Annotated in this window: 10 protein-coding genes; 7 read left to right on the forward strand and 3 right to left on the reverse strand. The window is 70.3% G+C overall.

Going from position 1 to position 13,637, the window contains the following annotated elements:
• The first annotated feature begins 30 nt into the window (after window positions 1–30).
• The gene (locus OG395_RS42405) at window positions 31–3,756 is read left to right on the forward strand and encodes a glycoside hydrolase family 2 TIM barrel-domain containing protein (RefSeq protein ID WP_327247662.1); all 3,726 of its coding nucleotides are present in this window, start codon (window positions 31–33) and stop codon (window positions 3,754–3,756) included.
• A gap of 77 nt (window positions 3,757–3,833) precedes the next feature.
• On the opposite strand, the gene OG395_RS42410 is transcribed toward OG395_RS42405, so the two are convergent.
• Window positions 3,834–4,529: a FadR/GntR family transcriptional regulator gene (locus tag OG395_RS42410; protein ID WP_266751601.1), complete on the reverse strand. Its 696-nt coding sequence runs from the start codon at window positions 4,527–4,529 to the stop codon at window positions 3,834–3,836.
• Window positions 4,530–4,743: 214 nt separating this feature from the next.
• On the opposite strand from OG395_RS42410, the gene OG395_RS42415 reads away from it, so the two are divergent.
• A complete protein-coding gene (locus OG395_RS42415; RefSeq protein WP_123467828.1) occupies window positions 4,744–5,499 on the forward strand; it encodes an SDR family NAD(P)-dependent oxidoreductase in 756 nt (251 codons plus the stop codon).
• A 37-nt stretch (window positions 5,500–5,536) separates the two neighbouring features.
• Here OG395_RS42415 and OG395_RS42420 read toward each other — a convergent pair whose 3' ends face one another.
• Window positions 5,537–6,265, reverse strand: a complete 729-nt coding sequence (locus tag OG395_RS42420) for a GntR family transcriptional regulator (protein WP_327247663.1) — start codon at window positions 6,263–6,265, stop codon at window positions 5,537–5,539.
• A gap of 300 nt (window positions 6,266–6,565) precedes the next feature.
• Here OG395_RS42420 and OG395_RS42425 point away from each other — a divergent pair, with 300 nt between their 5' ends.
• The 5 genes from OG395_RS42425 (at window position 6,566) to phnE (ending at window position 12,700) form a co-directional block, all read left to right on the forward strand.
• On the forward strand, window positions 6,566–7,645 hold the full coding sequence (locus OG395_RS42425; RefSeq protein WP_327247664.1) for a zinc-binding dehydrogenase: 1,080 nt from the start codon (window positions 6,566–6,568) through the stop codon (window positions 7,643–7,645).
• A gap of 232 nt (window positions 7,646–7,877) precedes the next feature.
• Entirely contained in the window at window positions 7,878–10,037 is a 2,160-nt protein-coding gene (locus tag OG395_RS42430; protein WP_327247665.1) for an alkaline phosphatase D family protein, read from the forward strand.
• 199 nt (window positions 10,038–10,236) lie between these two features.
• On the forward strand, window positions 10,237–11,172 hold the full coding sequence (locus OG395_RS42435; protein WP_327247666.1) for a phosphate/phosphite/phosphonate ABC transporter substrate-binding protein: 936 nt from the start codon (window positions 10,237–10,239) through the stop codon (window positions 11,170–11,172).
• Window positions 11,172–11,885 carry a phosphonate ABC transporter ATP-binding protein gene (locus OG395_RS42440; protein WP_327247667.1) on the forward strand — a complete coding sequence of 238 codons (714 nt, stop codon included), beginning with the start codon at window positions 11,172–11,174 and terminating at the stop codon, window positions 11,883–11,885. Before OG395_RS42435 ends, OG395_RS42440 begins: the two co-directional genes overlap by 1 nt.
• The gene (gene phnE / locus OG395_RS42445) at window positions 11,882–12,700 is read left to right on the forward strand and encodes a phosphonate ABC transporter, permease protein PhnE (RefSeq protein ID WP_327247668.1); all 819 of its coding nucleotides are present in this window, start codon (window positions 11,882–11,884) and stop codon (window positions 12,698–12,700) included. The genes OG395_RS42440 and phnE overlap by 4 nt, the downstream gene beginning before the upstream one ends.
• 70 nt (window positions 12,701–12,770) lie before the next feature.
• On the opposite strand, the gene OG395_RS42450 is transcribed toward phnE, so the two are convergent.
• Complete coding sequence (locus tag OG395_RS42450) at window positions 12,771–13,490, reverse strand: GntR family transcriptional regulator (RefSeq protein ID WP_327247669.1); 720 nt, start codon at window positions 13,488–13,490, stop codon at window positions 12,771–12,773.
• Between the last annotated feature and the right edge of the window lie 147 nt (window positions 13,491–13,637).

Here is a 13,637-nt window from a genome sequence, read left to right on the forward strand (position 1 = left end):
TAGCAGCCTAGTTGCCAAGAAGGGTTTGACGTGACGTTCTCTCACCGCCGCACACCTTCGGACCGCACGGACACCGCAGCGCAGACCGGTGCCCTCACCCGTCGCAATGCGCTGAAGGGCCTGGCGGCAGCGGGATTCCTCGCCGTCGCAGGTGACGTCTTCCTTGCCGCGCCCGCCCATGCCGCCACGGCGCCGCCCGTGATCCCGCCCCTGCCCGAGACGGTCTCCGGAGTACGCACTCCGCGCGTTCCCGTCACCTCCGGATGGCGCTGGACGTCCAGTCCTCCGGCATCGTTCTGGACGTCCGGGACCGACACCTCCTCGTGGCACCCGCTCGACGTACCGGGGGAGCCCGCGCTCCAGATCGAACCCGTACCCTCGGACACCGAATGCGCGTACACGGTCGAGGTCGCCGTCCCGGCGGACTTCGCGGGCAAGCGCGTCATGCTCCGTTTCGACGGCGTCTACAGCTATGCCCGGCTGTGGGTCAACGGGACGGCCGTACGCACCCACGACGGCGGCTTCACCACGTGGTACGCCGACATCACCTCCCTGGTGACACCGGGCCGCAAGGCCGTGGTCACGCTCGGCGTCACCGACCGGCCGACCAGCATCGCCGGCCAGTCCGACTACGCCCACCACAACATCGGCGGCATCCTGCGCGAGGTCACCCTGGTGGCCCTCCCCGCCTCGCATCTCACCAGGCTGCACGCGGACACGACCTTCGACAGCGCGTACAAGGACGCGACGCTCACGGTGACCGCGGCCGCCGCCATCCAGCCCGGGCAGAGCGGAACGGTGAAAGTCACCCTCACCGACCCGGCGGGGCGGTCGGTGGCGATCGCACCCTCGAAGATCACTCTGACCGCCACGGATACCCAGCGGCAGGCGGTGATTCCGGTCAGGTCCCCGCTCAAATGGGACGCGGAACACCCCCACCTGTACACCTTGAAGGCGACGTTCACCGCTGGAGGCGTCTCACAGACGGTGACCCGGGCGGTCGGATTCCGCCAGGTCAAGGTCGAGGGCAACCAACTGATCGTCAACGGCAGGCCCGTGCACCTGCTGGGCGTCTGCCATCACAGCATCACAGAGAAGCAGGGCCGTTCGACCACCCCGGACATGGAGGAGCGGGCCGCCCGGCTCTACAAGGAGGCGAACTGCAACTTCATCCGGACCTCGCACTACCCGCCGACGCCGGCCCTGCTCGACTGGGCCGACCGCCTCGGGCTCTACGTCGAGGTCGAGGCGCCCGTCTGCTTCCAGCAGAGCACGGTCGACGACCCCGCCTACACCGAGCAGTACATGACGCAGTTCGCCGAGATGATCGAACGTGACCGCAGCCACGCCAGCGTGATCGAGTGGTCCGTCGGCAACGAGAGCGGCATGGGGCGCAACTTCGCCTCGGAGAACACCTACGCCCACGAGACGGACCCCTCACGCCCGACGCTCTTCGAGGACATGCAGCAGCACAACGGGGGTGACCAGACCGACATCTACAGCGGTCACTACCCCAGCCTCCAGAACGCCAACGGCAACGCGGGCCAGCCCATCCAGTACGGCGAGTTCGCCCATGTGCCGTGCTACAACGTGGGGACCCTGAAGGAAGACCCCGGGGTGCGTGACTACTGGGGCCACAGCATCGCGAAGCTGGCCGCCAAGTTCCGTGCCACGGACGGGGTCGTGGGCGGCGCCATCTGGGCTGCCATCGACGAGGTGTTCCATCTGCCGGACGGGCCGGTGGGATATGGCGAATGGGGCATCATCGACCTCTGGCGGCGCCGCAAGCCCGAGTTCTGGCTCACCAAGAAGGCCTACTCTCCGGTCCAGATCGCGGACGGGGTACTCACCGGTCTGACCCGCGGAAGGCCGATACGGGTCCCCGTCATGAACTGGCACGACCACAGCAACCTCGGCGAACTGACGGTGAGCTGGCGGGTCGGCAACCGGTCGGGCACCCTCCGCGGGGTCGACATCGCGCCCCGGAAGAGCGGCACGCTGACCGTTCCGGCCGGTGCCTGGTCCCCGGGCGACACCCTGCGGCTCACCTTCCGGCGCGGCACGGCGCTCGTGGACGACTACCGCTTCTCGCTCAACGCCCGGGCGAAGCCGTCGTTCCCGTCCGACCACGGCACAGTGCCCACGGTCGGCGAGAGCGCGGACACGATCACGGTCACGGGTGTCGACGCTCCGTTCACGGTGGTGTTCGACAAGCACACCGCACGGCTCACCGAAGCGACCGCTGACGGAACCGTGGTCCTCACCGGGGGGCCGGAGCTGGTGATCTCCCGTACGGTACCCGGTCAGTGGGTGGGGGAGTCGGCGAGCGTGGCCACCGCCGACGGTCAGGTGACCGTCACCCTGACGGGGAGGTTCGGCACCATCGGCACCACGATCAGGATGGCCGTGAGCCCCCGTGGCCTGCTGACCACGACCTACACGATCGCCAACCCGCCCTCCGGCCAGGTCAGCGACGTCGGGGTACGGTACGTCCTCGCCGACGGCACGGACACCCTCAGCTGGCAGCGGGACGCCCAGTGGACGGTGTACCCCGATGACCACATCGGCCGGGCCTCCGGCACCGCGACCCGCGGCCGGTCCGCCGGTGCCGACGGATACCGCACGAAGCCGGACTGGTCGTGGTCCCAGGACACCCACAGCTACTTCCTGTTCGGCAAGGACGGCGCCGCACACTGGACCAATGACTTCCGCAGCACCAAGGCGCAGGTCAGGGTAGCCAGGGCCACCACGGGGAAGGCAGGCCCGGGAGTGCAGGTCGAGTCGGACGGCGACGACTCGGTCCGGCTCGCACCGATGGAGCCGGCCCTGATCGACGACGCCTCCACGGACATCGTCTACACCGGCGCCTGGACCCACGCGGACGCGAGCGCGGGCTACACCGCCGGAGACCTGTTCGGCACGGAGTCCTTCACCGACGCGGCGGGAGCGACGGCGGAACTGACGTTCACGGGTACCGCGGTCGGCCTCTACTCCGCCAGGGCCGACAACCTCGGCATCGTGAAGATCTCGGTGGACGGTGGGCCCGCGGAGACCGTCGACCTCTACGGACCGGGCAAGGTTCCGGCCCAGCTCGTCTTCCGGAGCGCATCATTGGCGTACGGCCGGCACACCGTCAGGGTGGAGTGCACCGGCACCAGGAACGCCGCGTCCAAGGGTGCGTTCGCGCTCATTGACGCGTTCCAGGTGGTGGACCCGGTCATCGACAACGCTTCGGAGAAGGTCGTCTACAAGGGGTCATGGACCCATGCGGACTCGACCGGGACAGGGTCGGACGGCGACCTCGGCAGCACCGAATCCTTCAGCAGAAGCGCGGGTGACACGGCGACCGTCAGGTTCTGGGGCACGGGCGTCCGCGTCGTCTGTCCCAAGGGACCGAACCAGGGCATCGCGGAGATCTCCGTCGACGGCGGTCCCGCCACAGAGGTGGACCTCTACGCACCGGGCAAGCGGTTCCAGCAACGGGCGTTCGAGCGAACCGGTCTGACCGAGGGCGAGCACATCGTCCGCGTGCGGGTGACCGGCCGCAGGAACGCCGCTGCCACGGATGCCCATGTGGTCCTCGACGCGTTCGAGACGCTGACGAGCGACCTGTTCCCGCACCGGGCTCCCGGAGTCGCCCTGATCGTCAGCGCCCGCATCAACTACCCGGACCTGGCCTGGGGCAACTACATCGATCCCGCGATCACGCTGCCGGCCGGCTGGAGCGGCACGGCACGGGTGCGACTGCTGCCCTGACAGCTGTCCGGGCGGCGCCAACCGTCCCGGACCGCCGCCCGGGTCGCAACCGACCCGGGTGAGCGGTCCGGGACGCCTCACAGTCCGAGGTCGTGACCGGTCTCCGCGAGGTGGGCGGTCATGGCCTCGGCCGCACGGTCCCCCTCGCCGGCGGCGATCGCGTCGGCGATGCGCCGGTGCGCCTCGACCGTGGCCTCCTGCCCCGCGCCCCGGCGCTCCCGGCCGTGGTAGCTCGCCCTGCGGGAGTCGAGCAGGATCCCGTTCATCGCCGTGAGGACGAAGGAGAAGAGGCCGGATGCCGCCAGTTCCGCCACGGCCTGATGGAAGGCGAGGTCCGCGGCGATGAACGCCTCCCGGTCACCGGCCGCGCCACCCATCGCGTCCAGTGCGCGAACTACGTCCGTCATGGAGCCCTCACCCGTGGCGACCCGCACCGCGGCGCGCCGTGCGAGCTCCGCCTCGATCACGCGCCGGGTGTCGAGCAGGTCCACCATGTCCATCGAGTTCTGGCTGAGGCGGAAGTCGATGATCTGCTCCAGGACAGCGGGAGCGGGGACCGCCACACGTGCACGCCTGCCCTGGCTGGAGACGAGGACACCGCGGGCGACCAGGGTGCGGATCGCCTCACGCACGGCAAGACGGTTGACGCCGTGCCGCTCGGCGAGTTCACCCTCGGCCGGGATCTCGTCACCCGCGCGCAGACCGCGCAGCGTGATCTCGCCGATGATCTCCTGCGCCACGTGGTGGCTCAGTGTCGTCCGCCCGATCGTCATGCGCTCACTCTCTCACCTTCCGGAAACACGGTCCGGGCCGTCTTCCGATTCCGAACCCCTGATCTCTTGGCAGCTTAGCTGCTAAGTTCGGTCGTGCCCGCATCCGAGCGACACGCCGAACGAGGCCCCGCGGCGGGGAATCGCCCGGCCGCCCTGCGGGCTTCGTGACCCACCTCGACGGCACCCCGCGCCACGCGCGGAACGGAGGACCGACATGACTGATCTGACCGGCGAAGTAGTACTGGTGACCGGTGCTGCCCGAGGCATCGGTGCGGCCGTCGCCACCATGGCGGCGGCGGCCGGCGCACGGGTGGGAGTGCTGGACATCGACGGCGGGGGCGCGCGGGAGACCGCGGCCCTCATCGGTCCGGCAGCGGCCTGGGCGGCATGCGACATCACCTGCGAGGACCAGGTCCATGACGCGGTGACCGCCCTGCGTGAGGAACTCGGCCCGGCCACCGGACTGGTCAACAACGCGGGGCGGAACTCCTACGCCGACGTGGTCACCATGACCACCCAGCAGTGGGACGAGGTGTTCGGGGTCGACCTCAAAGGGGCGTGGCTCATGGCCAGGGCCGTCCTGCCGGCCATGACGGCCCAGGGGCGGGGCGCGATCGTGAACATCGCCTCGATGCACGCCACGATGACCTGTCCCGGCATGTTCCCCTACGCCTCGGCCAAGGCGGGCCTGGTCGGCCTGACCCGCAGCATGGCCCTCGAGGTGGGACCGAAGGGAGTCCGGGTCAACGCGGTCAGCCCCGGCTACATCGAGACCGATCTGCTGGCCGAGTACTTCGACCAGGAGAAGCCCGAGGTGCGCCGGGAGGCGGTGGCCAAACATATCCTCGGCCGGCTCGGCACCCCCGACCAGGTCGCCTCCGTGGTCGCCTTCCTCCTGTCCGACGCCGCGGGCTTCGTCACCGGTGCCGACTGGGCCGTCGACGGAGGCGTGTCCGCCCGGTTCGCCTGAGAAGCGGAAGCCGGATCCCGCCGCGGTGCGGCGGCGCTCAGAGCATGGCGGTGCGGGAGCTGCGGGTGTTGGTGACCGTCACGGTCGCGGTGTCCGAGCGGTAGCGATCCTCGGACCATTCGACAGGGGTGCCTTGGGAGTCCGTCGTCAGGCGCCGCTCCCTGAGCAGCGGGAAGCCCTCGGGGACGTCCAGCAGCTTCGCGTCCAGGGCGTTGGCGGGTACGGCGTCGAACGTGTGCCGCGCCGAGTGCAGATCCACTCCCTGCTCGGTGAGCAGGGCGTAGACGGAACCGGCGTCCAGATCTGCGGAGATCAACGGGCGGCCCACCGACTCGACATACGTCATGCGTTCCAGCATCGCGGGGCGTCCATCGAGCAGGCGCAGCCTGACGAGCTGGACCGCGAGGTCGTCCGGGTTGATCTGCAGGGCCGCGGCGATCTCCGGTTCGGGGCGGCGCAGCGCGATCTCCTGCAGCTTCTGACCGGGGGAGTAGCCGGTCAGTTCCGCACGGCGGGTGAAGGACAGGAACGACTCGAACGGCTGGGTGGGAACAGTGTCCAGCACCACCGCCCGCTTGCCCTGCCCGCCACCGATGACCCCCTCGTCACGCAAGGTGGCGAGGGCCTGCCGGACCGGTCCTCGCGACGCCGAGAACTCCTCGCAGAGCTGGGACTCGGACGGCAACGACCCACCGACCGCGAGGTTCCCGGAACGAATCCGATGACGGAGTTCGGCTGCGATGGTCCGGTGCAAAGGGGTGGCCATAGACTTGACCTTACAGGTCTCGCTCACCTTCCTCCGGTCCTCGGTCAGCCGGCCGTGCGGGCCCTCCCGGCGCTGCCACCTCGGGCGCTTCCAGGTGATTTGGACCGGACTGCCCGCCAGCCACGCATGGTTCGACCGGTCGTACGGCCGACCGCGGACCTCGGTTACGACCACCTGGGCGTCGTCGGTGAACAGCCTCTGCATCCTCTGTTCACTCAGAGTTTCGCTCCAGCCTCGAAAAGATGTCTATATAGGTTGCTTACTCGCTTACAAGTAATCGTGACGGATTGGGTTGACGCGATGCCTGGGACCATCTCCGACGAACTTCTCGACGTCCGCTACGCCCGCTGGGACGGGGTCGACCGGCCGTTCACGCTGGTGACCACCACCACCCCCAGGTCGCCGGGCGAAGGCGAGGTGCTGGTGCGCATCGACCTGGCCACGGTGTGCGGCAGCGACCTGCACACCGTGAACGGCAAGCGGCCGTCTCCGGTTCCGGCGCTGCTGGGGCACGAACAGGTGGGCACCGTGCTGGCGGTGGGTCCGGGGGCGCCGTCGTGTGTGGACGGCACTCCAGTGGTGCCGGGGCTGCGGGTGGTGTGGTCGGTCACCGCCTCCTGCGGGGCCTGCCCGCGCTGCCTGCGCGGCCACCCGCAGAAGTGCCGGGAGCTGCGCAAGTACGGGCACGAACCGCTGGACGAACAGGCCCCCCTGACGGGCGGGTTCGCCACTCACTGCGTACTGCTGCCGGGTACCGCCATCGTTGCGGTACCCGAGGGACTGCCGGACGCGGTCGCCGCCCCGGCGTCCTGCGCGACCGCCACCGTGGCCGCGGTCATCGCCGCCGCCGGCCCCCTGGAGGGGCGCGAGGTGCTGGTCACCGGCGCGGGCATGCTCGGCCTGACGGCGGTGGCGATGGCAGCCCTCGGGGGCGCCCGCGTGACCGCCGTCGATCCGTCCCCGGCCCGGCGGGCGCGCGCCGGACAGTTCGGGGCCGCCCGGGTGCTGGACGTGAACGAACCGACGGGCCCGGCCGACATCGCCCTGGAACTGTCGGGCCGCACGGACGCGGTCCGGGCGTGTCTGTCCGCCCTCGACATCGGCGGGACCGTCGTGCTGGCCGGCTCGGTCTCCCCGGCGGACGCCGTCCCCGTCGACCCCGAGTGGCTGGTGCGGGGCCTGCGCACGGTCACCGGTGTGCACAACTACCGGCCCGCCGACCTCCATGCGGCCGTCGCGTTCCTCGCCGCCCGCCACGCCGCCCACCCCTTCGCCGACCTGGTGGAAGGGGCTCATTCCCTGGGGGATCTCGGCACGGCCGTGCGCGCTGCGCAGGGAGCGGATGCCCCACGCCAGGCCGTTCTGCCGGGCCTGGGCTGAACCAGCCCTCACCCGCGACCGCCGGGCACGGAACGCGTCATCCCGGCGCGGGTGAACATCGCGCAGCGCGTCGAAGGTCTGCGTGAACTCCGAATGACTTGTCGATACAAGCTATTGCCGCCCGCCGCTCGCTCTGCCAGCGTTTGCGGCACAGGCCCCGAGACGGGCACCCACCGCTCGGTCTCCGTATCCGCACAAGGCGGACCGCAGGCCGCGTTCCGAAGGAGAACAGATGCCGGACAACGGCCTGGACAGACGGAAGATACTGACGGGCGGTGTCGCCGCCGCTCTCACGGTCGGTGCCGCCGCACCGGCGTTCGCCGCGGGCGGCGCGCCGCGCGCCGCGGACGAAACCGCCCCGCTGCGCGCCGCCGTCCTGGAGTACGAAGACCCCTGGACCAAGGCCCTGGGGCTGGCCGAACTGCTGCGGACCGCGGGCTTCGAGGTCGTGCCGCTCGACCTGACGCTGCCGGCCGACGAGCAGCCGCAGCAGGTCGACCTGATCGCGTTCGGCACCTTCACGAACAACAGCGATGACTACCTCGACTACGTCGCCGACCAGGCCGACTCCCTGCGCCGGTTCGTCGCCGACCGCCGGGTCGTGCTGGATCTGGCGCAGTCCGACCAGTACGGCGCCGCAGTCGCCTACCTGCCCAGTGGTGTGTCCGCCGTGCGCACCGACGCCGACTACGACACGATCCACCCGGTCGACGCCGGCCACCCGCTCGTCAAGGGGCTGCGCGTCAGCAACGGCCGGCTGTTCACCGGCCGGAACGCCAGTCCGCGGGTGAGCTACGAGACGGTTCAGCGGTGGAGTTCGATGCGGGTGCTGATGGCCTGCTCCGCCTCCGGGTTCCCGCCCGCGCTTCTGGAGGGCCAGTTCGGCGCCGGCCGGTTCCTCGTCACCAGCCTGACCGTGGACAAGATCCGCAACAGTGCGGGCGCGGTGGTGCAGCCGGCCGAGGCGGTGGCGGACAGCGAGGCGTTCTTCACCGCGCTGGCCGGCTACGTCGCGTCGGTGCGCACCGGTACCGCGCCCGCCGTGGTGCCGACGCCGATGCCGCCCGAGCAGCCGGTCGGGCCGATGGTCGGCCACACCAATCCCGGCAACGCCCGGATCTGGGCCCGCCCCGGCCTCGACCCCTCGCTCTACTCCCGCTGGAACTGCGCCTACCGGGAGCTGGGCGGGAAGGGGAACAGGACCTGGCGCACCGTCACCACCGCCGTCGAACCCGACAACGACAACACGCTGATCGCCCAGCTGCGGGGCCTGGCTCCCGGCACGGCCTACGAGTTCACTCTCACCCCCGTGAAGGAAGCGGCCGGCTTCACGCCGATGACCGGATCCTTCACCACCTCGCCCGACCCCGACAAGCCGTCCGTGGTCACCATGGGGATGGGCTCGTGCGGCCCGTCGGTCCCCGACCACGTATGGACGGCGATCATGGACGAGGGCTGCGACAGCTTCGTGATGCTCGGCGACACCCCGTACGTCGACAGCTCCGACCTCGAGGTTGCCCGCCGGAAGCACCGTACGTTCCTGGTGCAGCCGGAGATCTCCCGGCTGGTCTCCTCCATGCCGGTCTGGGCCACCTGGGACGACCACGACTTCGGCGGCAACGACTTCCACGGCGACTACAAGAGCAAACGCCAGAATCGCACCGCCTTCGTCAACTACCGCGCCAACCCCACCTTCGGGCAGACCGCGGACGGGAAGATCCTGCGGCAGCGGACGGACGGAGAGGGTGTCTATACATCCTTCCGCCGGGGCCCGATCGAGGTCTTCCTGCTGGACCCGCGCTGGTTCAGCCGCACGGCACCGAGCTGGGCCGACAGCACCCAGGTGACCTGCCTGGGCACGGTGCAGTGGGACTGGCTCCGCAAGCAGCTGCGCCGGAGCACGGCCCCGTTCAAGGCCATCGCCACCGGCATGATCTGGGACGACAAGCAGAACGCCGAGAAGGACGACTGGGCCACCTACTCCTACGAGCGGGACGCCATCTACGACTTCATCGCCGCGGAGAAGATCCCCGGCTGCTTCCTGATCGGCGGGGACATCCACGTCTCCCGTGCCCTGAGCTACGGCCCCCGTGTCGGCTACGACCTGTGGCAGTTCATCGTCAGCCCCATGCACGACAGCACCATCCCGAGCCTCAACGTGCCCAGCCCCTACCTGGTGCACAGTGCCGTCGAACCGCATGTCTTCCTCAAGCTGGTCGCCGACACGACGCTCGACATGCCGACCCTCACGGCGACCTGGATCAACCGCGACGCCGAGCGGCTCTTCGAGGTCACCCGCACCGCGGCCGAACTCGGTCACACCTCCTACCCGAGGCGTCCCGCGCACACCCACCACAGCCGGGACGAGAAGCACCCCGGCGACGGTCGCTGACACAGTCACCACTGACCCCCGTCCCCGTCCCTCCCGGCCCTCCGCCGGGAGGCCGGACAACCCCCTGCCGACTCACAGATGAACAGTTGGCAACCTGTCGATACAAGTGTTGACCGGGGTGGCTGTGCCTGACACGTTGGCCACAGCCGCCCCGGCGAGCGACTCCCCCCACCCCGTACACACACCGCGTCATTCCCCCGTGCTGCCCTCGAACCCGGAGTTCACCGTGCCCGTCCGCCCTTTCACCCTTGCCACCTCGCTCGCTGTCGTCGCCGCGCTGACCCTGACCGCCTGCGGCGGCAGTTCGGACGCGGCCGAGTCCGCCACCTGCCCCGGCGGCAAGATCCGCTTCGGTGTGGAGCCCTTCGAGGACCCCGCCAAGCTCACCCCGGCCGCCAAGGTCCTCGCCGACGCCCTCGGTGAAAGCCTGGACTGCGAGGTAGAGCTGACCGTCACCGAGGACTACTCCGCCGAGGTCCTCGCCATGGAGAACGGCAAGCTCGACATCGCCATGTTCGGCCCCCTCGGCTACGTCTTCGCCAGCGGGCGGGCCAAGGCCGAGGCCATCGCCTCGTTCGGTGACGGCAAGGGCCAGGTGTCCAGCTACACCGCCGGCATCTGGGTGCCGAAGGACTCCGGCATCACGTCGGTCGGGGACCTCAAGGGGCACTCCCTCGCGCTGGCGTCCGTCGGATCGACGTCCGGCGACGCCCTTCCGCGCAAGGCGATGCTCGACGCCGGCCTGAAGAAGGACGACGTCAAGGTCAATTACGCGGGCGGTCACCCGGAGGCTCTGCTGGCCCTTGCCAAGGGCACGGTCGACGCCGCCGAGATCAACTCCCAGCAGCTGGCGAGCGCCACCGCCTCCGGCACCTTCGACCCGTCCGAGTTCCGCAAGGTCTGGGGCTCCGAAGCGATCCCGAACGACCCGATCACCGTCCGTGGCGGCCTCGACGCAGAGTTCAAGAAGGCCGTCACCGACGCTCTGCTGAAGCTGCCGCCGGACAAGGTCGGCAAGATCGGCGCCCTCCTCGACGTCGACCCGCCGGCGCCCCTGGTCGCCGTGGACAAGTCCACGTACCAGCCGCTGTTCGACCTGGCCGCGACGCTGCACCTGACCGAGAAGGACGTCTGATGCTCGCACTGTCCGGGGTCACCGTGCGGTACGGAGACCGGCAGGTGCTGCACGGGGTGGACGTGGACGTTGCCCGCGGAGAACTGCTCGCCGTGCTCGGGGCCAACGGCTCCGGCAAGTCGACCCTGCTCCGGGCCGCCGCCGGGCTGGAGCCGATGGCGGCGGGCAGCGTGCACATCGACGGCAAGGCCTGCGGACCGCTGGACATCGCCGTGGTCTTCCAGCACATCCACCTCGTGCGCCGGCGCAGCGTCCTGGACAACGTGTGCGCCGGCGCCCTCGGCCGGCTGCGGCTGCGGCACTCGCTGGTTCCCGCTCTGTTCCCGCGCGCACTGCGGGAGGAGGCGATGGCCTGCCTGGACCGGGTGGGTCTCGCCGACCGCGCGCACGACCGCGCGGGAAGCCTCTCCGGCGGCCAGCAGCAGCGCGTCGCCGTGGCCCGTGCCCTGTGCCAGCGCCCCCGCGTCCTGCTGGCCGACGAACCGGTGTCCGCACTGGACCCGGCCGCGTCCGAGCAGGTGCTCGCGCTACTGGCCGAGCTCGCCCACGACGAGGGCCTGGCCGTCCTCGCCGTCCTGCACCAGCCCTCGCTCGCCGCCCGCCACGCCGACCGCGTGGTCGGCCTGCGAAACGGCCGGGTGATCCTGAACGGGCCACCCGGCCAGAACGTCGACGCCCTGTACCAGACCGTGGTCGTGGAGGCCGTGTCATGATCGATCTCGACGAGGTACGGAGGCTTCCCGTCCCGGCGAAGCCCGCCCGGCCACGGGCCACAGCGGTGGGAGCCGTGATCACCGCCGCGGTGGTCACCGCTCATGTCGTCGCGTGGAACACCACCGACATGTCCTTCGGCGCACTGGCCGAGGGCTGGGGCGGCATCGTCGACTTCCTGGGCGACGCGATCCCGCCCGATCTGAGCTGGGAGGTCCTGGAACCCAGCCTGAACGGCGCCTTGGTCACGCTGTGGATCGGGCTCCTCGGCACGACCCTGTCCATGCCGTTCTCGCTTCTCCTGGCTCTGCTCGCGGCACGCGGGACCGCCCCCTCGACGGCGGTCTACCAGGCGGCGCGCTCCCTGCTGTCGTTCCTGCGTGCCGTACCCGACGTGGTCTTCGCCCTGATCTTCGTCACCGCTGTCGGACTCGGGCCCTTCCCCGGCGTACTGGCGTTGCTTCTCCACAACGTCGGTGTGATGGGCAAGCTGTGGGCGGAGGCGCTGGAGGACGCCGACCCCGGTCCGGTGCAGGCCCTGCAATCGGCGGGCGCGGGCCGCATCCAGGTAGCGGCGCACGCCCTGCTGCCGACCGTGACACCCCAGCTGATCGGACTGCTGCTGTACCGGCTCGACGTCAATGTGCGCGCGTCCCTGGTACTCGGCCTCGTCGGCGCGGGTGGGATCGGCTTCTTGATCAACCAGTCGATCAAACTGTTCCAGTTCGACGAGATGCTGACCCACATCATGGTGGTGCTGGTCCTGATCGTCGCTGTCGACCGGCTGTCGGCATGGGTGCGGCTGCGCCTGGCCTGACCGCCGGCCACCGCAGCCGCGGCGCCCGGGCCCGCGGTCCGGGCACGGTCGTCGAGTTTCGGTACGTGGCTCAGCCTTCGGTCTCACGGGCGAGCTGGCGCCGGAGGCTGAGGGCCAGATGCTCCGTCATGGCCTCGGCCGCGCGGTCGGCCTTCCTGCGGAGCACGGCCCGTACGACCCGCTCGTGCTCGGCCAGCGTCGGGTCCTCGGCGACCTTCATGTTGCTGAGCCGGAAGACATGCAGGTGTGAGTGGAGCCGTTCGACCGCATCGGCGAGCAGGGGCCGATGCGACGCGGACGCGATCGCGTCGTGGAAGCGCTGGTCCAGGGCGGCGAAGTCGCGGTAGTCCGCGTAGTGGCCCGTCGGCCCAGGCAGCGTCCGCATCTCCTCCACGATCCGCTCGATCGCGTCCAGTTGCTCCTCGGTGGCATGCGTCGCGGCCAGGGCCGCGGCCCGGGGCTCCAGCAGCAGACGCATCTCGAAGAGCTCCTCGAGCCCGTGCCGCGTCAGCAACTCGGTCGCGTGGTAGCTCGACAGGGACCGCTTCACCACCAGTCCGTCCGCCTCGAGGCGGGCCACAGCCTCACGCACAGGTGTCGGCGACACCCCCAGGGTCCGCGAGAGGGCATCGATGCCGACGCGGGCACCCGGCGCGATCTCGTGGTCCATGACCGTGGCCTTGATGCTCTCGTAGACGCTGTCCGAGAGCACCTGCCTGGCAGGCAGCGCAGCCGGTGACTTTCCGGCCGGTTCCCTGAGCCCGTCGGCAGAACGGTCCTGCCAGAGCATCCGTTCTCCTGTTGCTCGGGACCTCTGGGGACAGTCGTAGTTTAGCCAGCCGGGAGCGGGCGCCGTGGTGAACTCCGAGGTGGGGCGCTCGCGAGCACGCCTGGGCTGGGGCCGACCGAGGTGACCGATCGGGGTACCCCGGCCGCC

The organism is Streptomyces sp. NBC_01320 (genome assembly GCF_035974375.1).
GTDB classification, from domain to species: Bacteria; Actinomycetota; Actinomycetes; order Streptomycetales; family Streptomycetaceae; genus Streptomyces; species Streptomyces yanii.